An 18,293-nucleotide genomic window follows, 5' to 3' on the forward strand; every position below is an offset into this window, starting at 1 on the left:
CGTAAATAAACGGCTGAAATGCAAATGTTTCAAATGACATTTGAGCACCTTCTTTCTTTTAACATCTTTTGGATTATACCATATTCTCAAACAACTTCCTATTTTGTTTCCAAATTGTTCATACTTATCTCGCTTGTCTGTGATTTTTTCTCATAAAACAAACGACGTTCTTTTTTCAAAATCGCCCAACCAATCGAACCTACAAATAAAAGTTGGATAAGCAATAAAAAGAGCGTCATCATGAGTAAAATCACTAATGCCATTCCCTCAGTCGTAGGGATATAAGGATTAATCAACAACAATAGTTGTGCCAAACTACCATAAACCCCATAAAGTAAGCCATAGCGAACTACACAATCTTTCAAGCTAGGAGGTGTGCCTGTTGTCGTTACAACACGAATTTTGACGATCTTTTTGCCGAGCGTATACCCTTTAGTCAGGTATGTGACTCCAACAAAATACAACATGATCGTACTCAGATACGTCCAGTAACTCGTCGTCCAGTTCTCATTCGTTGTCAGATGGGTCACATGCAACACGATCGCTAAAAGTGTACGAACACTATAAATCATTCCCCAATCGATCAAGAAGGCAACAAAACGTCTTGGATACGTCACAATGTGCCCTAATTCTTTTGACTTTTGATCCATTTCCTTACGTGTTGGGAATAAGATCATCACAAGTGGTGCGCAGAAATAGCCAATCATACCGCCTAACGTATTGTGGAGTAGATCATTGACGTCAAACAAACGATAAGGTCTTGGATAGATGAAATACAGTCCTGTCAATTGAGTCGTTTCAAAAAATAGCGACCACAAAAAAGAATACACGATGACTTTTTTCAATGAAAAGCGGAAGTAATAACGTAGATAAACACCTAACGGGAAAAAGAATAATAAGTTAAACAAAGGTTCCAACGTTACCGATTGTTTTAAAGCAGGTAAATACGTATGAATATCTGTCGGTCGCCACACGGTTTGTGCTAAAAAGTCTTGCAGTGATTTTCCTAACATCAACTCATATTTTGGAGTCGTTAGTTGCGCGACTGCTTCTCGACTTGGTAGGGGCAAGATTGCTAAAAAATAAGAACATAGTAGATAAAAAACAAATGAATACAACACGACGGCACGGATAAACAAAAAGCGACCATACTTGCGGTATTGTAAAATAAAAAACGGGAACGAAATCAGAAATGCTAGAATCGGGAATACAAAAAGTGCAATTTTAATTGGTTCAGTATACGCAGTAAACATAAGCTTCCTTTCTATTTACAGAATTCACAAGGGTTTTCATTTTTACAAAAAAAGAGTATTCTTATACTGGAGGTGTTGGCATGTTATATCCTATTTTTGCATTTGGAATCCCAGTTTTTCTGTTGGGGTTGTATTGTTTATTCTTAGGGATCCGTCATTATTCAACGATTCCTTATTTGAGTTTTGTCTTAGTGATTATTTCAGGCTTTTTAATCGTATTGAGTATTCAAATTTTAAATGAAGCAGATCGCATCAGTAAACAACACGCTATTGCTACATATGGATACGACCCTTCGCTATTATGGTTGGCATTGATTGCAGGGATCGTATTATTCGGGATTAGTTGCGTGATCGTCTACAAAGAGTGGCGCACTACGTAATACATGGAAAAACCAGACTAAACATAGTCTGGTTTTTTTAATTCTCGATAAACTCATAATATACAAGTTCTAATGATTGAATCGTAGGCAACACCGCTAAAACAGATAAGTCGACTTGAATCAGCCATTCTGCTAAGGTACGATACAAATTGTCTTCTAAAGCTTGTTCGATAAAAGGCAACAGCTCTTCTTCATCTCCTTGCGTTTGGTTGACAATTGCATATACTTGGTGAAACACACGCATATCTTGAATACGAAAATAACTTTCTTGATATTTGTAAACAGCTAATTGATACGTACGATCTGGTAATTGTACATTGACAACAAAGAAACACTCGGACACATGCGGCAATACAGACAATAATTCTTGGGGCTTCATCGCTTGTTGAAAAAACATGGTATCCTCTCCTTACTTCCATTATATGAAAAGCGTGAAGAAAAGAAACTAAAGTGACTTATATTCTTAGCTTTTTAATCAAAATCGATCTCATGATAAAATTCTGTTAAAAATTCTTGCATGAATCGTTCGCGGCGTTTTGCCTCTTTTTTCCCAGTTTGTGTATTCATTTGGTCTACTAGTAAAAAAAGTTTCTCATAAAAATGATTGATCACCGTTGTCCCCTTGCGATACGTGGCTTTATCTTGATGCAAATTGACTGCAATCGTTTCATCATAAATCGGATGACCGTTGCTTCCCCCATAATAAGCCGTTCGTAAAATACCATATGCTCCCAACGCATCCAAACGATCGGCATCTTGAACAATTTGTCCTTCCACTGTCAATACGTGTTTTTGAGCTAAATTCGCTGAAAATGACATGTGTTCAATAATTGAAAAAATAGCAGCTATTTCTTGTTCTGTCGCAATCGTTGCTAAAAATACGCGCAAGTGCTCTTTAGCGACGACACTATCTGATACGACTTTATCATCGATCACATCGTGCAAATAGGCTGCACTTAGTGTGATAAAGTGATCTGCTGTTAGATTGTCTTGATCGAGGATTTTTTTCGCCCAATAGGCGACACGCGACACGTGCGCGTAGTCATGTCCTGTCTGATCGTGTGCCAACTGTTGTTTGGCATAATCTTGGACTGCTACTAATCGCGACATGAATCATTTACCTGATACACAGTAAAGTATAAGTCACGCATATAATCTAGTAAATACTGTGGATTTAATGGTTCCTTTGTGGCATTGACAATCAGTTCATTTGGTTTTTTACTTGCACCGTACTGATGGATATGCTTTGTTAACCAATTTTTGATCGGCGTATAATCATCTGATGCTAACACAGCATCGATTTCTACTTCTTGTTTCATCGCATGTAACAATTGCGCGGCATACATGTAGCCTAAAGCATAAGAAGGAAAATAGCCAAAGCTTCCACCAGACCAATGGACATCTTGTAAAATCCCTTCAAGATCAGTCTCTGGTCGAATGCCTAAATATTCTTCGTATTTATCGTTCCAAATTGCTGGTAAGTCATCGATTGCCACTTCTCCATTAAACAGCATTTTTTCGATTTCGTAACGGATAATGATGTGTAACGGATAAGTTAAACTATCTGCTTCGATACGGACAAGGCTAGCTTTCGTTTTTTTCAATGCCGCATAAAAGTCATCAAACGAAACATCGTCGAATGTTCCTTCTGTACACTTTTGGAACAACGGGTATTGCTTTTTCCAAAATGCACGATTGCTACCGATAATAATTTCATTAAATAGCGATTGTGATTCATGGATCCCCATCGATGCTCCCTCATGAGCTGGCGTGTATTCATATTTTTCCGCAATATTTTGTTCATACATCCCGTGACCTGCTTCATGAATCACACCAAATGTCGCCATCGAAAAATCATGCTCATTCCATCGCGTCGTAATCCGGACATCGCGATGATTGATTCCTGTAGCAAATGGATGAATCGTATCATCTAGGCGGCCGCGAGTAAAATCATATCCTAATTGCGTAATGACTTGACGAATAAAAGCTTCTTGTTGTGCTTTTGGCACATAACGTGACAAGATCGTAGTATCTGGTTCTATTCCTTTTTTGGCTAACGTTTGTCTAATATCCATAATGCCATCTCGTAAGCGTGTAAACACATCATCCAAAATCTCTGTGGTCATGTTTGGTTCATATTGGTTCAATAAGACGTCATACGGTGTTTTTTCTGTGCGTTGCCAATAAGGGATCAATTCTTTTGTTAAACGGATATTTTCCGCTAGAGCTTCTTTAAAGACCTCAAAGTCGTTTTGCTCACGACTGTTTAACCACGCCGAGTGGGCTTTAGATGTCGCGGCAGAAAATTGTGCCATCAATTCATTTGGAACAGCATGATTGAGTTCATAGTCTTCTTTAACTAAGCGATATGCTACTTGTCCCACTTCAGATAACTCTTCAGGATGAGCCGCAAAATGATCCAGTGCTTCTTTAATTTTCGGCCCGACTTTTTTCTCAAAATAAATACTAGATAAATAGCCCATCGTTTCACCACGATACTCACTACTTGCTTCGGGCATTCCCGTTTGCGAATCCCATTCAATGATCGTCATCGCTTGTTGCAATAAATCTAATTCTTTTAATTCTTGTAAAAAGAGTTGTTCATTCATCGTTGCTCATCCTCTCGACTATTCTGTTGGTTTTGCAGGTCTTGGTGGGCGTTTGCCCCAATATTGGAAAAGATCCGTACGTAAAGCACCATTATAAAGTTTGCGTTTCTTCGTCGCTTTTTGACCATAGAACTCTTCAAATAATAAATCACTCGTTAAGATATATTTACTCCAAGTATCCAGCGGTTTAAACGCTTGTCCCATTTCTTTATACAGTTGACGCACCGTTTCTTCTTCGCCTAAACGTTCTCCATATGGTGGATTGGCTACGATCACACCATACTCTTTTTCGGTTTTAAAATCTTTTACTGCTTGTTGTTTAAAGACGATGGAATCACCTAATCCGATCTCATCAGCATTCGCTTTAGCAATCTCGATCATCCGGCCATTGATATCTGAACCCATAATGTCTAATTCGATATCATAATCGGCTTGAGCTTCGGCTTCTTCCCGCACTTTCGCAAAAATGTCTTTATCGACCCAATCCCATGCTTCACATGCAAAACTACGGTTGAATCCTGGTGCAATATTATGGCCGATCAATGCGGCTTCTATACAAAGTGTCCCAGAACCACAGACTGGATCGACAAAAGGACGATCTTTACGCCAATTGGTCAACATCACTAGTGCTGCGGCCATATTTTCTTTTAACGGTGCGCCCCCTTTATCTAGACGATAACCACGTTTAAATAAACTAGGTCCTGTCGTATCGAGTGTGACCATCACATGATCTTTTAACAGCGCGACTTCTAATTTAAACAAAGCCCCAGTTTCTGCTAATGGCACACTAGCTGGGCGATGGTAATATTCCCGCAAACGATTGACAATCGCTTTTTTGGTGATCGCTTGACAATCTGGTGTGCTATATAAAGTCGACTTGATCGATTTTCCAGCAACTGGAAATTCTGCATCTAGTGGCAAATAATCTTCCCAAGGTAACGCGTTGACTTTTTGGAATAATTCGTCAAACGTCACGGCATCAAATTCTCCAACAACGATTTTGATCCGATCGGCTGTACGTAACCATAGATTGGCTTTAGCAATCGTTTCGATCGTACCTTCAAAGCGTGCGCGGCCATTTTCCACGACACATTCAATTCCCATATCTCGTAATTCTTTTCCGACTAATGCTTCTAATCCACTTGCTGCTGTTGCGACTAATTGAAATGTTTGTTTTGGATTCATTTTTCTCTCCTTAATGATAAAAAAAACCTTCCAATTTGGAAGGATTTCCCTGATTTGTGTGATTTTCTATAAGCCATGTTTTGTCCAGTCAAATTACAGGGAGCAACTCAACTTGGATAATCATCTATCTGCAATTTCTTGCCTCTTTGGTTCCGTTCTTTATCTTTCCGTTCCAAAAAGCGCCCCGACCATTGTTTGGGTTGCTCGCTCGAGGGGTTTACCGCGTTCCACCGATAAGATTTCTCCGATCGCTTCGTCACTGTGGCACTTTCAAGGGTACTCAAGCATAGCAAATGCCTTAGCTTTTTTTCCTGCCGTTACATTACTGTACTCTGGCTTATGGTTTCGCCAGACACGAACACTACAAGCATCGCAGCTTGTGCGAGCATGGACTTTCCTCAGCCTACATCAAGTAGACCGCGATTATCTAAAAATCACAATTGTATCGAATTGAATCAATATGTACGCAACGATTAAAATTGACGCGTACGCTCGTTGTCATCTTCTAAATCAGCTTGTGTATAATTTGATGTGATGACAGGTTGAACTGGTTCTGTTTTTTCTTCAATTTTGATTTCTTTTACTGCACTCGTTTCTTGTTGTAACTTTTTACCAAATACTTCTTTTTCAAGATTTGATAAACGTTTTAAGATGTCAAAATTTGTAACAGTTTGACTTTTTGGTTGTTCACTTACTTGCGCACGTGGTGCTGGTGTTGCAACAGGATTTTTACTCATCTGTGCTACCTTTGCATGTAGGCGATCATTTTCTTCTTGTAAGGCGACAATTTCTTTTGCATATGTTTCATAATCTTTGATAATGTTATCTAAAAATTCATCTACTTCGACTGGATCATATCCACGCATTTTATTTTTAAATTCTTGCTGCAAGATATCTTTCGGAGAATAGATCAAATTTGCCATGTTTACACCTCTTTTAAATTGAATACAATTTCATACTCCCCCATCATATCGAAAAACGGCGCAGAAATCAAACACATTTAGTCAGAATATGCGGCATTTTGCAAATCATCCATCGTAATATAAAGAATTTCATAAGAATGGCGTTCTTGATACTGTGTTGCATCGCGAATAAAGAATTGACTTTTCCCTGGATACTCCGGGTCATATACCAATACACAACCCATTGTATGCGCCAATAAAAATTGCGTATGATTTTTTAACTGTTGTGGTGAAGTATAGGGTTGACGACTCACCGCATCGACAAAATCGGCTTGTGCTAAAATGGTCTGCATCGCTTGTTGGTTTTGTTCATTCCATTTGGCAAAAAATTCGGTATAAGCTGAAATTACCGCTAAAGAGACTTCATATTCTTGCTTTAATTCTAGAATTACTTGTGCAGCCCATAATTCTACGCCAAGAGAGCCTGAGATCACAAACCACGTAGCCCCTTCTTCGATTAATTGAATGCAAGTCGATTTTAAACTTTTTTTAATGACTGCAATTTTTGGATCTTTTTCTTGAAAAATACCGATTTCATAGTTGCGATACCCACTAATAAAGATCGTCTTGGCTTGCGTCATGACGCTCCCCCTTTTCTTTATGAATTATTTTTTGGTATAATACATCTAGGAGTGTGATTTTATGGTCTTTCGTTATCCAAACGGTCAACCTGCGTACGTTCCGACTTCTAGTATACCATCGAAAAAGCGAAAACCCAATTTTGCCAATCGTGGGATGGTATTAGAAGAAGCGATCAATACGACGAACCGCTACTATGCCCAACGCAATCTTGCTGTTGTACATAAAAAGCCGACTCCGATTCAAATTGTAGCTGTGGATTATCCAAAACGCAGTGCCGCAGTAATCAAGGAAGCCTATTTTAAGGAAGCCTCGACAACGGATTACAATGGAGTATACCGAGGATATTATTTAGATTTTGAGGCAAAAGAAACGAAAAATAAGACGTCTTTTCCTTTAAAAAACTTTCACCAACATCAAATTGATCACATTCGAGCATGTTTAGCACAGCAAGGGATTTGTTTTGTGTTATTATGGTTTTCTAGCTTAGAACGTTGTTTTTTTCTAGATGGTGAAACATTACTTACGCAGTGGACATCTACTACACGACAGTCGCTGCCACTGGCACTTTTAGAAGAAAAAGGAATCGAGTTGCAACTTGGGTTTGCACCACAAATCCCTTATCTTTTAGGTGTTGATCAGTATTTACAAACAAAGGAGCAAACTACACATGGCAAACGAGTCACGGACATCGCGACGACAGACAACTAAACGACCTACTTCAAAACCGTCAAAGAAGAAGAAACCCAAAAAACATATTTGGCGAAATCTGATTTTAGGTGGGATTTTTGCTGTCTGTTTACTTTTTTTAATCGGGATCGGTATTTTTGGATTTTATGCAAAAAACGCCCCTGCTTTAGAAGACAATAAGTTAGACGCGACAGTTTCATCTAAGTTGTACTCATCAAATGGTGAAAATTTCATTGATATCGGTTCAGAAAATCGCGAAAAAATTTCAGCGACAGAAGTCCCTGAGTTATTGGAAGATGCAATCGTGTCGATTGAAGATCGTCGCTTTTATAAACATATTGGGATCGATCCGATTCGAATCGTCGGTTCAGCGGTCAACAATATTTTTCATGGTACGAAACAAGGTGGAAGTACGCTGACGCAACAATTGATTAAGTTATCGTACTTTTCAACTAATGAGTCTGACCAAACCTTAAAGCGTAAAGCGCAAGAAGCTTGGTTGTCGATCCAATTAGAACGAAAAAAATCAAAACAAGAAATCTTAACGTATTACATCAATAAAGTCTACATGGCAAACGGCCTTTATGGAATGGAAACGGCTAGTGAGGCCTATTATGGCAAGTCACTAGACAAACTTTCACTTGCACAAACTGCACTCTTAGCGGGTCTACCAAATGCCCCTTCTTACTATGATCCTTACGTGAATAAAGAGGCTGCTAAACAACGTCGTGATTTGGTCTTAAAAGCCATGCTTGATAACGATAAAATCAGTGAATCACAATATCAAGAAGCTGTGGCAACAGATATCTCAGATGGCTTAAAACCATTGGATACGGAAAATAGCGAATGGAAATATTACGACAACTACATTACAGAAGTCAGCGCTGAGATTAAAGAAAAAACGGGCAAAGACCTCTATACAGATGGCTTAGAAGTTTATACAAATCTTGATTTAGACGCACAAAAAAAATTATATGATATCGCCAATACCCAAGAGTATGTCGATTATCCGGATGATGAAATGCAAATCGCCTCAACAGTTATCGATGTTGATTCTGGAAAAGTCGTTGCCCAATTAGGTGGACGTAATCGTCAAGTCGGCGATCAAAACTTAGCAATCAATACGGCACGTGACTTTGGTTCAACCGTTAAGCCAATCACAGACTATGCACCTGCTTTTGAACATTTACATTACTCGACTGGAAAATATATCGCAGATGCACCTTACGACTATGAAGGCTCTGATATTGCTGTGAATAACTGGGACAATTCATATATGGGAAATATCACGTTACGTACAGCCCTTTCTGAATCACGAAATGTTCCTGCAGCAAAATTATTTATGGAAGTAGGCGCTTCTGATGTTGAGAAATTTTTAAAGAGTCTAGACATCCAATATGAAGACTTAACCCAAGCCAATGCCATTTCAAGTAACACGAAACAAGATGGAACAAAGTATGGTGTTTCTAGTTTAAAAATGGCAGCAGCCTATGCCGCATTTGCCAATGGTGGAACGTATTATGAGCCACAATATGTCAACAAAATCGTTTACCAAGATGGCACACAAGAAACGTTTGAATCAAAAGGCGTGCGTGTGATGCAACCAGGAACTGCTTATATGATCACAGATATTTTAAAAGACGTTATTACAGGACTAGGTAACAATGCGGCAATCGAAGGATTGTATCAAGCTGGAAAAACGGGAACGTCAAATTACACGGAAGAACAATTAGCTAAAGTCGATGCACCTTATGGCTTATCGGTTTATCCAGATACGACGTTTGTTGGGTTCACTCCTCATTACTCGATGGCTGTTTGGATCGGCTATTTAGATCCGTTAACACCGGTGACAAACTTATCATCCCACGTCGCAACAGATGTCTATCGTGAATTGATGAGTTATATCTCAGCTTCATTTGATACACAAGAAGACTTTGTACAGCCAGATGATGTCGTTCGAGTAGGAAATGAATTATACTTTAAAGATAGTTATAGTTCATCGAACACGCAAAACAATACGACAAAAAATAATGCAACAACAAAACAAAGTAGCAAAGAAGAAACACCTGCTTCGACTTCAAAAACAAAAGAAACTAGTTCGACTACAGTAGAATCAAGCTCTTCGGTTCCTGAAGTTTCGGCAAGTATTTCTTCTGAAGAAAGTCAAAGTAGCGAAGTTTCTAAAGAAACGACACCAAGTCAAGAAGAAAACCCTGCTTCAAGTGAAACACCTGCTTCAAGTGAAACACCAGCCACACCGCAAAACAATGCAAATGGAAACACGAATGCAAATGGAAACACGAATGCAAATAATGCACAAACAGGTAATGGACAAGCTGGTAACGGCCAATCCAATACACCATAAAAAAAGGCTCTAGCTAATTTCTAGCTGGAGCCTTTTTTCGCATCCGGACTTTCCCTTCCTGACAATACGTCAACACAGGACACGTCTCGCATTTTGGTGAGCGTGCTGTACAATGATAACGACCAAAAAAGATCATGGTATGATGTGTTTTGATCCAAAGTTCTTCAGGGATTTTCTTCATCAACGTCTCTTCTACTTCTAGTACTGATGCATCTAAACGACAAATCCGTAAACGTTTGCTAATCCGTTCAACATGTGTATCCACTGCAAAGGCTGGAATCCCAAACGCATCTGCTAGTACCACATCTGCTGTTTTACGACCAACCCCTGCAAGCGACATCAACTCTTCACGTGTTTTTGGAACTTGACCGTTGAACCGTTCAAGTAATGTTTGACAACAAGCATAAATATTTTTGGCTTTATTGCGATACAAACCAATCGAGCGAATATAGGGAATGATTTCTTCTACTGAAGCTTCAACAACTGCTTCAGGCGTATCAAAACGCGAAAATAAAGCGGGCGTTACCTTATTCACTGAAACATCGGTTGCTTGTGCACTAAGCATTACGGAAATCAAGAGCTCAAACTCATTTTTAGCAATCAGTTCCCCATGTGCTTCTGGAAACAATTGAAACATTTCTTCGATTACAAGACGTGTTTTTTCTTTACTGATCATCTTATTCTCCTTCTAACCAATTGTGCAAGGTTACTTTCGGCAGTTCACGAGGAGTCGGGTCGTTGGTTTCTTTTTGCATCAAATGACGTTGTCGATCATTTTGTGCAGCTTGAACTTGCTCTTTGGTACGGATATTTTTCTTTTCCCATGCCAATAAAATACGGTCAATATAATTTAGATTATAGACTTGATTTAAAATCGCTTCTTTTAAAGCCAATTCAATCAATTCGATCGTGTAATGATCTTCTTGGACCCATTGTTTGATACGTTGAAATTCGATACTAGATAATGGCCGACCGAACTCTTCTTCAAACATACGATACAGTTGACTCATGTGCATGCCTTGTTGGTTTTGTGTTGCTTTTTGTTCTAACTGTGTCGCCAATTGTTCCAATTTTTGGTACATCAATTCAAAGGATAACTCATCATTTAGTTGGCCATAATCAGAACGTTTGGCTTGAATACTAATCAATTGTTTTGTGATCAATTGATTGAGCAACTGGTATACTACTTGAATATCCATTTGTAAATCTTCAGCGACTTCTTTTAAATCAGGAAACGCCTCACCTTTTTGATGACGGGCATATAGTTGGATCCATAATACAAATTCTTCATGTTGCATCCCAATTTTTGGATAATGTTGAAGCAATAAATTAGGTAAGACCGTTTGTCCCATCAAATAAAATGCCGTTAATTTCATACTATTCCTCCTAGATAAAGAAAAGAAAAAGAAGTGACGTGAGGTTCCATCTACTTCTTTACTTTATAGGTCTATTCGATTTCTGTTGCCGTTTTTTGGCATGCTGGACAAAGCCCATATACTTCTAAGCGGTGTTCCTCGATCGTATACCCTGTCAGTTTACTTGCTGCAATCTCCACATCGTCTAATTGAGGATATTTAAAATCTGTAATTTTGCCACATTGAGTACAAATTGCATGGTAATGCGGTACAGTCGTAAAATCAAACCGGCTCGCACCATCGCCGTATTTCATTTCCGTTACAAATCCTAATTGGCTAAATAAACGTAAATTATTGTATACTGTCGCCACACTCATTCCCGGAAAATCTGGGGCGATCGCGCGGTAGATTTCTTCTGCTGTTGGATGAGTATGTTGATGAATCAACACTTCTAAAATCGCTGTACGTTGGGGCGTGATACGCACATTGTCATGTTTTAATGCATGAATCGCTTGTTCTAATTGTTCAACCACGAGACATTCACCCTCTCTTTCCTTTCTATCATACTATGTTTTATTGTTTTTTTCTAGAATTTTGTCAAAACAAAAACCGTGCTTAGCCACAAAGAATGACTAAACACGGTTTGTTTATGCTTCATATAATGGAGTCGATAGATACCGCTCGCCGTTATCAGGAATGATTACAACGACATTTTGTCCTGACTCTAAGCCTTTTGCTACTCGAATCGCTCCAGCTACTGCAGCTCCTGAAGAAATTCCAATTAAAATCCCTTCTTTTTTCGCCACATCGCGTGCAACTTGCATCGCTTCTTCTCCTGAGATAGCTAACACTTCATCTACTAGCTCTTGATTCAATACCTTTGGAATAAATCCTGTGCCGATCCCTTGGATTTTATGAGGTCCAGCGGCTTGCCCAGACAATACTGCGGACTCTGCAGGTTCTACTGCTACGATTTGGATCGTATCAAAGGCTTCTTTTAATACTTTCGCACTTCCCGTGATCGTCCCCCCAGTTCCCACACCGGCCACAAAAGCAGCCAATCCGATGTCTTTAAAGTCACGAACGATCTCTGGTCCAGTTGTTTGCTCATGAATCGCTGGATTGGCTTCATTTTCAAACTGTAATGGCATAAAATAACCATGTTCTGCTGCAAGCTCACGCGCTTTGGCAATCGAACCTTTGATTCCTTCACTACCTGGCGTTAAAACAAACTCTGCCCCATACGCAGCCATTAATTTTCGCCGTTCGACACTCATCGTCTCAGGCATCACCAAAATGACACGATAGCCTTTCGCAGCACCAATCATTGCCAGTCCGATCCCAGTGTTTCCTGAAGTAGGTTCAATGATTGTTCCATTAGGAGATAGCGTACCAGAAGCTTCTGCGGCTTCGATCATTGCAAGTGCAATCCGATCTTTGACACTACTTCCTGGATTAAATGCTTCTAACTTTAAATAAACTGTTCCTTCATCTTCTTTTGTCAAATGAGGTAAGGGAACCACTGGAGTATTCCCTACTAATTCTGTAATAGATTGATAAATCGTCATGTACATAACTCCTTTTGTCTTTTACTTACCCTATCGTATTGAGTAAACAAATACCAATACTTTTTTTGGATCACCGGACTGAATTTAAACGCGTATTATAAAAAAATCTCTATAGAGCAAGCTCTATAGAGATAGAAAAACCAAAACAGGATTTAGCTCATACTGGTCACTGCAAAATAATTCCCGTCTGGATCAGCAAAATTAAAGACCAATTGATTTTCCAATTGGATCAGATCGCCCACAGCGACTTCGCTATCTAATACGCTTTGATATAAAGCATCGATATCTTCTGTAGTAAACATGATCGAAGGAGCACTAGTCACGACTTCTGGCGAGTGTTGTTCGAAAAACTCTCGATCATATAACACAAAATGCACACCGGACGTTTGGTTCAACGCTAATTCAATAATCGTCGTGCCTTCCATTTCTTGACGACTGACTTCAATACAGCCTAAAGATTGCCAAAATACAGCTGCTTGTTCGACATTGGTTACATATAACATAAATTGCATCGTATTTGAAAACATGGACTACTCCTTATTACTCCACTTGTGAGTTGAAATTTAATTTGATTCCTGGTTCATCGGTGACGATTTCAGTGACTTCATACGTTAAACGTTGCACTAAATCAAATAATGGGGCTACTAGATCATCTGCTTCTTCTTTTGAGATGTCTTCAGCTTTTGTAATTTGATGGTTTACAATATGGTTCACTTGGCCTACAGCACCGCGTAAAACGAATTCTGGAAAATCGATCGTAAACTCTAAACGTGCACCGATAATACTATTTTCTTTAGGATAATCCGCATCTGGTGGGGTTAGTGGCATAAAGCCGACTTGCAATGAAGTCTCTACCTTTTCTTCTGGATTTTTCATATCAAAATGATATTGTTCTACAATTGGTTTTTGGCGTTTTACTTCCACACAATCACGTCCTTCTCTCGTTTTTTTTAGTATAACACACTTTTTTCATCACGTTAGCGCTTTTAGATAATCCAGCGCATCTTGCACCGTTTTGACCGGAATGATTTTCATATCCGTCCCCAGTTTTTTCGCTGCAGCTTTTGCTTCTTCATAATTTGACTGAATCGTAGGATCACTCGCTTTTTCCTCACTTGTAATCTCGTCATCTGGTGCAAAAAAGAATTCAAAACCTGCTTTACTCGCACTTGCAACTTTTTTATCAATCCCACCGATACGACCGACTTGACCTGTTTCATCAATCGTTCCTGTTCCAGCAATCTTTTTGCCTTTTCGCAAGTTTTCCTGAGTGAGTTGTTCGTAGATTTCCAACGTGAACATCAACCCTGCAGAAGGTCCCCCGATATTTTCGATATGAAACGCGATCGGAATACTAGAATCGATCTCACTATGGTCGACTAGTGTGATGCCAATGCCAGCTTTTTTCGTTTCGCTTAATTCAATCAGTTTTCCTGTCGCTTCTAAACTCTTGCCGTCATGAAGATAGGTGATCGTCACCTCTTCACCGACTGTTTTCGCTTTGATGGCATCAATGAAGGCTTGACTGTTTTCAAATGCTTGACCGTTGACTTTTGTTACAGTATCGCCAACTTGAATTTTTCCATAAAAACTAGAATGTGTATCGATCGACATGACATAAACACCTTTATACGACCAAGTATATGGTTTTTTAGCTAGAGAGAGTGCTTGTTGGATCGCGTTGTTTTGTGCTGACTGCATATAGTACTTTTGCATTTGATCATACTCTTCACTAGTCGATTCTCCATAAAACTCTTTTTCAGTGACGATTTCATCAAAATCGGAAAATTTTGCCAATACAAATCGTAATGGTGTTGCTTGACGTACTCCGACAGAAGTCAATGCGAATTCACCAGACTGCTGGTCACTTTGATTATTGACAGTAATCAACTCTTTTAAGTTGATCGTAGACCCTGGCTCTTCGATATAATAAGGTAACGGTAAAAAAATAGCCAAGACGATTAGTAAAAGTCCCCCGACTAAGGTCCCATTAAGGAGCCATTTATTTTTTCTCATCGCATTTCTCCTCTATTTTTTAACAGTTGTTGCACGCTTTGTGGCACGAAGGGATCGATATTTCCTTTAAAATGCCAAATTTCTTTTAAAATACTCGAACTGATATGTGCAAACTCTGGTTTTGAGATCAAAATCATCGTTTCGATTGTAGGATCGAGCTCGTGATTCATCAGTGCAATATCACGTTCATATTCATAATCTTTCACACTACGTACCCCGCGAATCAATAGCGTTGCCTGTAAAGAGCGGGCAAAATGGATTGTCAACTCCGAAGTTTGAGTCACAACGACCACGTTTGGAATATCCGCTACACTCGCTTGAACTGCGGCTACCTTTTCTTCATTAGATAAAAAACCGACTTTTGCTGTATTTTGAAACACTCCTACATATAAACGATCCACTAATTTTGCACTACGGCGAATCAAATCCAGATGACCGAGTGTAATCGGATCGAAACTTCCAGGGAATAATCCAATTGTTTCCAATAGTTCCACCTACTTTTCTACGATGTAAATATCGATTGCTGTCGTTCCATATTCTTGGTGGCGTAACAATCGATATCCCATAATCTCTTTAGGCAATTGAACATTGCGATCGGTCTCACAGACGATGCGGCTTCCATTTCGCACTAAGCCTAGCGTGAGAAATTGTTCCATTTGCTTGATGATTTCTTGCTTGGCATACGGAGGATCAAGTAAGATCAAATCAAATAGGATTTGTGCTTCTTCAGCTTGTTTTAATGCACGTTTGGCATCCATTTTCCAAACCGTAAATTTTTCAACTTCTTTCGTAATGGCAATATTCTCATTGATGACCTTGACCGCTGGATAATGCCGATCGACACAATACGCATGATCCATCCCACGTGAGACTGCTTCGATCGCCAAGCCACCGCTTCCAGAAAATAAATCCAGTACGAGACCTCCATCAAAATAAGGTCCGATCATATTGAAAATCGCTCCCTTCACTTTATCCGTAGTCGGACGTGTGTTCGAGCCTTCTAAACTCTTTAATTTTCGTCCACCATATTCACCTGCTACTACTCGCATTACCTTGCTCCTTTTCTCAAATGAAAAAGAGTTAGGAATCCTTCCCAACTCTTTTATACATGTTCTGCCAAACGAATTTGGGTGTTTTTTTCTTCAACTTCAAAGCCATCATCCATCATTGGATAAGCTTGCTTGGTACCGATTTTCTCTGAAAAATTCATTTCGATTTCTGGTCGATGAGAAAGCGACACTTCCCGAACAAAATGCAAGCGTTCGATCTTTTGACAAACCGTTTCGACATCGCTCTCATTTACGTATAACATGACGTATTTCATTGATTTCGATACATAATGCACGACACCGTAACGACGTAGATTACGGACTTGCCTTAACGAGTAAACAAAGACAACGATCCCTCGACGCTTGACTGGTTCAAATGTTGATTCAGCTGACATGACAATTCCCTCCACAGCCAGAACTTGTCGTAAAAAACGGACTACCGGCATCTACTTTTATTTCTTTGGAAATTTGATGTGCAATCGTTAAACACGTTTCATCTAAAATGGCTTGAACGTCGTTTTCACTTAGACGAAACAACGCCACTTCTTCTTGTATATCTAATGCGCGCTTGGCTTTACGCAAGGCACGCTGTTTTTCTTTATAATCAGGAGCAAACTTTCCAAAACGTTCAATTTGCTCAAATGACATTTTCGCTTGAATGAATTCATTGGCACACTCTTGGACTACAGGATTTTCGTGCATCTGACGTTTGGCTTGTTGATACTCGTGAAAAGTTTTGCTTTCTATCAATGTATCCACTAATTTATCGATTTGATCTTCAATGGCAAAAAAATGATCATCATAAATCATTTTGCATCACTTTCCTCACTTTTAGTTTCCATTTCTTGTATTAAGACTACCATATTTTCCTTGGAAAAGACAACACTCATTGCTCGTGTCACAGGACGATCATACAGTGTAAAATAAGCACTACTCTTCCATGTCAATAGGGTAAACGTAGGATCGTAGACTGGCGTTTCAAAAAAAACTTGTAGCGTTTTATCATTTGATACTTTCGCTAAAGTAAGCCATTCGTCTTCTGTCAATAAAAACCGCTCGTGAGTATCAGGATCTTGCGCTCGTTTTAGGGCTAATGTTCGTTGCGTAGTCAAATAATCATCTGGATGCAGCAAAAATTCCGTAAGCCATTGCGTTGCCTTTTGATCAAAATTTGGTGAAGTTTGATAGGCAGGTATGTTCTGCTCATAATTTAGTAGTGAAAAAAGATAGACGACCATTGCTTGTTTTGCCGTATTGATCGATTGCCAATCAATAGATTCATTTACTGTAAATGTCGGCAGCTCTTTTCCAGTCAGCGTATAGGGTGCTAGTTTTAGTAAAAGTTCTTTTGAAAGATACATTAAACTATATAGTTTTCCAGTCGTTTGATCTAAAAACAGCATCACAAAGTTGCCATCATCTAGCGCAATCAATGGTCGATAGTTCATGTCTTCTTCACCTAGTTCTAACGTGACTTTTTTTTCATGATATGTAAAATCAAAATTTGGTGAGATGGTAACCAATTTCGTTACATCATTCATCTCCATGCCAAGCGAAAAAGGTGCCATATCAGCTTGTTGTTTTCCCAATAATTTGATTCCTTGAATCGTTTTTTTTGCGACGCTCACTTCTATGTATCCATTTTTAGTAGCGGGATGGTAAAGATAGAGTTCATAACCAAATCCAGTTTCGACAATATCTGTTGGCTGGCCATACGTTTCCATAAATTGGTTCACATCTTTTCCTACAAACGTCGCCATACCCTGACTTTTTAGCGTTTCATAGCTATTTTTTGTCGTATGAACCGCTGTCGTAGGTACGGCTGTTGTAGGTTTCCCCGTAGAAAAGACCGGTTGTGCGTATACGATGATCAAAGCTAAGATCAACATGATCCAAAATAATACTCCGCGATACTTCACACCGGTCACTCCTCTACTTATTTTTCAGTTAATTCTAACAGTAAATCACCAGAACTGATTGCATCACCATCAGCGACATAAACATGTTCAACAATCGCGTCAAAACGAGCTTCGATCGTCGTTTCCATCTTCATGGCTTCTGTTACAATCAGTGTATCTCCGCGCTTGATGTGATCGCCTTTTTTCACAAGAACTTGTAAGACAGAACCTGCCATCGTTGCACCAACATGCTCTTTATTGGTTGGCTCGGCTTTTTTGCGCGCCGTCACGCTGCTAATGATCGAAGCATCATGAATGACGATCTCACGACGTTGCCCATTTAAGTTAAAGTACAAGACCCGATTGCCTTCGATATCTGGTTGT

General features: G+C 39.3%; 23 protein-coding genes and 1 other RNA gene. 3 read left to right on the forward strand and 21 right to left on the reverse strand.

Features of this window, described 5'->3' with window-relative positions; all coding sequences use genetic code 11:
* Positions 1-98: 98 nt before the first annotated feature.
* On the reverse strand, positions 99-1,253 hold the full coding sequence (locus QZ413_RS00440; RefSeq protein ID WP_297074496.1) for a VanZ family protein: 1,155 nt from the start codon (positions 1,251-1,253) through the stop codon (positions 99-101).
* An 80-nt stretch (positions 1,254-1,333) separates the two neighbouring features.
* Here QZ413_RS00440 and QZ413_RS00445 point away from each other — a divergent pair, with 80 nt between their 5' ends.
* Positions 1,334-1,633, forward strand: coding sequence for a hypothetical protein (locus tag QZ413_RS00445; RefSeq protein WP_297074498.1), 300 nt, complete (start codon positions 1,334-1,336; stop codon positions 1,631-1,633).
* Between the two features lie 37 nt (positions 1,634-1,670).
* Here QZ413_RS00445 and QZ413_RS00450 read toward each other — a convergent pair whose 3' ends face one another.
* The 7 genes from QZ413_RS00450 to QZ413_RS00480 all read right to left on the reverse strand — a co-directional run bounded on the left by QZ413_RS00450 (position 1,671) and on the right by QZ413_RS00480 (position 6,970).
* Positions 1,671-2,030, reverse strand: a complete 360-nt coding sequence (locus tag QZ413_RS00450) for a hypothetical protein (protein ID WP_297074500.1) — start codon at positions 2,028-2,030, stop codon at positions 1,671-1,673.
* Between the two features lie 74 nt (positions 2,031-2,104).
* Positions 2,105-2,743 carry an HD domain-containing protein gene (locus QZ413_RS00455; RefSeq protein ID WP_297074501.1) on the reverse strand — a complete coding sequence of 213 codons (639 nt, stop codon included), beginning with the start codon at positions 2,741-2,743 and terminating at the stop codon, positions 2,105-2,107.
* On the reverse strand, positions 2,731-4,242 hold the full coding sequence (locus QZ413_RS00460; protein WP_297074503.1) for a carboxypeptidase M32: 1,512 nt from the start codon (positions 4,240-4,242) through the stop codon (positions 2,731-2,733). Before QZ413_RS00460 ends, QZ413_RS00455 begins: the two co-directional genes overlap by 13 nt.
* Positions 4,243-4,260: 18 nt before the next feature.
* Positions 4,261-5,427 (reverse strand): class I SAM-dependent RNA methyltransferase, encoded by a 1,167-nt coding sequence (locus QZ413_RS00465; RefSeq protein WP_297074505.1) that lies wholly within the window; start codon positions 5,425-5,427, stop codon positions 4,261-4,263.
* Between the two features lie 64 nt (positions 5,428-5,491).
* An RNA gene (gene rnpB / locus QZ413_RS00470) (RNase P RNA component class B) lies at positions 5,492-5,862 on the reverse strand.
* Between the two features lie 38 nt (positions 5,863-5,900).
* Positions 5,901-6,350, reverse strand: coding sequence for a cell division regulator GpsB (gpsB, locus tag QZ413_RS00475; RefSeq protein ID WP_297074506.1), 450 nt, complete (start codon positions 6,348-6,350; stop codon positions 5,901-5,903).
* Between the two features lie 77 nt (positions 6,351-6,427).
* A complete protein-coding gene (locus QZ413_RS00480) occupies positions 6,428-6,970 on the reverse strand; it encodes a DUF1273 domain-containing protein (RefSeq protein ID WP_297074508.1) in 543 nt (180 codons plus the stop codon).
* Positions 6,971-7,031: 61 nt separating this feature from the next.
* Here QZ413_RS00480 and recU point away from each other — a divergent pair, with 61 nt between their 5' ends.
* Positions 7,032-7,679 carry a Holliday junction resolvase RecU gene (gene recU / locus QZ413_RS00485; protein ID WP_297074510.1) on the forward strand — a complete coding sequence of 216 codons (648 nt, stop codon included), beginning with the start codon at positions 7,032-7,034 and terminating at the stop codon, positions 7,677-7,679.
* Complete coding sequence (locus QZ413_RS00490; RefSeq protein ID WP_297074512.1) at positions 7,639-10,023, forward strand: PBP1A family penicillin-binding protein; 2,385 nt, start codon at positions 7,639-7,641, stop codon at positions 10,021-10,023. Before recU ends, QZ413_RS00490 begins: the two co-directional genes overlap by 41 nt.
* 13 nt (positions 10,024-10,036) lie before the next feature.
* Here the strand turns inward: QZ413_RS00490 and nth are convergent, their stop codons facing one another.
* From nth to QZ413_RS00555, 13 genes are all read right to left on the reverse strand, one after another.
* Positions 10,037-10,699: an endonuclease III gene (gene nth, locus QZ413_RS00495; RefSeq protein WP_297074513.1), complete on the reverse strand. Its 663-nt coding sequence runs from the start codon at positions 10,697-10,699 to the stop codon at positions 10,037-10,039.
* A gap of 1 nt (position 10,700) precedes the next feature.
* On the reverse strand, positions 10,701-11,399 hold the full coding sequence (locus tag QZ413_RS00500) for a DnaD domain-containing protein (RefSeq protein ID WP_297074514.1): 699 nt from the start codon (positions 11,397-11,399) through the stop codon (positions 10,701-10,703).
* A gap of 71 nt (positions 11,400-11,470) precedes the next feature.
* A complete protein-coding gene (locus QZ413_RS00505; protein ID WP_297074516.1) occupies positions 11,471-11,911 on the reverse strand; it encodes a Fur family transcriptional regulator in 441 nt (146 codons plus the stop codon).
* 114 nt (positions 11,912-12,025) lie between these two features.
* Positions 12,026-12,946 carry a cysteine synthase A gene (gene cysK, locus QZ413_RS00510; RefSeq protein ID WP_297074517.1) on the reverse strand — a complete coding sequence of 307 codons (921 nt, stop codon included), beginning with the start codon at positions 12,944-12,946 and terminating at the stop codon, positions 12,026-12,028.
* Between the two features lie 152 nt (positions 12,947-13,098).
* Complete coding sequence (locus QZ413_RS00515) at positions 13,099-13,473, reverse strand: VOC family protein (RefSeq protein WP_297074519.1); 375 nt, start codon at positions 13,471-13,473, stop codon at positions 13,099-13,101.
* A 13-nt stretch (positions 13,474-13,486) separates the two neighbouring features.
* Entirely contained in the window at positions 13,487-13,870 is a 384-nt protein-coding gene (locus QZ413_RS00520) for a DUF1149 family protein (protein WP_297074520.1), read from the reverse strand.
* A 48-nt stretch (positions 13,871-13,918) separates the two neighbouring features.
* Positions 13,919-14,962: a SepM family pheromone-processing serine protease gene (locus tag QZ413_RS00525; RefSeq protein WP_297074521.1), complete on the reverse strand. Its 1,044-nt coding sequence runs from the start codon at positions 14,960-14,962 to the stop codon at positions 13,919-13,921.
* Positions 14,959-15,447 carry a pantetheine-phosphate adenylyltransferase gene (gene coaD, locus QZ413_RS00530; RefSeq protein ID WP_297074523.1) on the reverse strand — a complete coding sequence of 163 codons (489 nt, stop codon included), beginning with the start codon at positions 15,445-15,447 and terminating at the stop codon, positions 14,959-14,961. The genes QZ413_RS00525 and coaD overlap by 4 nt, the downstream gene beginning before the upstream one ends.
* A gap of 9 nt (positions 15,448-15,456) precedes the next feature.
* Entirely contained in the window at positions 15,457-16,050 is a 594-nt protein-coding gene (rsmD, locus tag QZ413_RS00535) for a 16S rRNA (guanine(966)-N(2))-methyltransferase RsmD (RefSeq protein WP_297074531.1), read from the reverse strand.
* Positions 16,051-16,064: 14 nt separating this feature from the next.
* Positions 16,065-16,406: a YlbG family protein gene (locus QZ413_RS00540; RefSeq protein WP_297074524.1), complete on the reverse strand. Its 342-nt coding sequence runs from the start codon at positions 16,404-16,406 to the stop codon at positions 16,065-16,067.
* On the reverse strand, positions 16,396-16,821 hold the full coding sequence (locus tag QZ413_RS00545; protein WP_297074526.1) for a YlbF family regulator: 426 nt from the start codon (positions 16,819-16,821) through the stop codon (positions 16,396-16,398). The genes QZ413_RS00540 and QZ413_RS00545 overlap by 11 nt, the downstream gene beginning before the upstream one ends.
* Entirely contained in the window at positions 16,818-17,930 is a 1,113-nt protein-coding gene (locus tag QZ413_RS00550; protein ID WP_297074528.1) for a CAP-associated domain-containing protein, read from the reverse strand. Before QZ413_RS00550 ends, QZ413_RS00545 begins: the two co-directional genes overlap by 4 nt.
* Before the next feature lie 17 nt (positions 17,931-17,947).
* Positions 17,948-18,293 (reverse strand): biotin/lipoyl-containing protein (locus QZ413_RS00555; RefSeq protein ID WP_297074530.1); only part of this gene is annotated, 346 nt, incomplete at its 5' end.

The organism is uncultured Enterococcus sp. (genome assembly GCF_913775425.1).
Lineage (GTDB): Bacteria > Bacillota > Bacilli > Lactobacillales > Enterococcaceae > Enterococcus_G.

Bases quoted from the DNA above. Each gene is read 5' to 3' on its own strand.
- QZ413_RS00440 (WP_297074496.1), bottom strand. From the start codon at position 1,253: ATGTTTACTGCGTATACTGAACCAATTAAAATTGCACTTTTTGTATTC.
- QZ413_RS00445 (WP_297074498.1), top strand. From the start codon at position 1,334: ATGTTATATCCTATTTTTGCATTTGGAATCCCAGTTTTTCTGTTGGGG.
- QZ413_RS00450 (WP_297074500.1), bottom strand. From the start codon at position 2,030: ATGTTTTTTCAACAAGCGATGAAGCCCCAAGAATTATTGTCTGTATTG.
- QZ413_RS00455 (WP_297074501.1), bottom strand. From the start codon at position 2,743: ATGTCGCGATTAGTAGCAGTCCAAGATTATGCCAAACAACAGTTGGCA.
- QZ413_RS00460 (WP_297074503.1), bottom strand. From the start codon at position 4,242: ATGAATGAACAACTCTTTTTACAAGAATTAAAAGAATTAGATTTATTG.
- QZ413_RS00465 (WP_297074505.1), bottom strand. From the start codon at position 5,427: ATGAATCCAAAACAAACATTTCAATTAGTCGCAACAGCAGCAAGTGGA.
- gpsB (WP_297074506.1), bottom strand. From the start codon at position 6,350: ATGGCAAATTTGATCTATTCTCCGAAAGATATCTTGCAGCAAGAATTT.
- QZ413_RS00480 (WP_297074508.1), bottom strand. From the start codon at position 6,970: ATGACGCAAGCCAAGACGATCTTTATTAGTGGGTATCGCAACTATGAA.
- recU (WP_297074510.1), top strand. From the start codon at position 7,032: ATGGTCTTTCGTTATCCAAACGGTCAACCTGCGTACGTTCCGACTTCT.
- QZ413_RS00490 (WP_297074512.1), top strand. From the start codon at position 7,639: ATGGCAAACGAGTCACGGACATCGCGACGACAGACAACTAAACGACCT.
- nth (WP_297074513.1), bottom strand. From the start codon at position 10,699: ATGATCAGTAAAGAAAAAACACGTCTTGTAATCGAAGAAATGTTTCAA.
- QZ413_RS00500 (WP_297074514.1), bottom strand. From the start codon at position 11,399: ATGAAATTAACGGCATTTTATTTGATGGGACAAACGGTCTTACCTAAT.
- cysK (WP_297074517.1), bottom strand. From the start codon at position 12,946: ATGACGATTTATCAATCTATTACAGAATTAGTAGGGAATACTCCAGTG.
- QZ413_RS00515 (WP_297074519.1), bottom strand. From the start codon at position 13,473: ATGTTTTCAAATACGATGCAATTTATGTTATATGTAACCAATGTCGAA.
- QZ413_RS00525 (WP_297074521.1), bottom strand. From the start codon at position 14,962: ATGAGAAAAAATAAATGGCTCCTTAATGGGACCTTAGTCGGGGGACTT.
- QZ413_RS00540 (WP_297074524.1), bottom strand. From the start codon at position 16,406: ATGTCAGCTGAATCAACATTTGAACCAGTCAAGCGTCGAGGGATCGTT.
- QZ413_RS00545 (WP_297074526.1), bottom strand. From the start codon at position 16,821: ATGATTTATGATGATCATTTTTTTGCCATTGAAGATCAAATCGATAAA.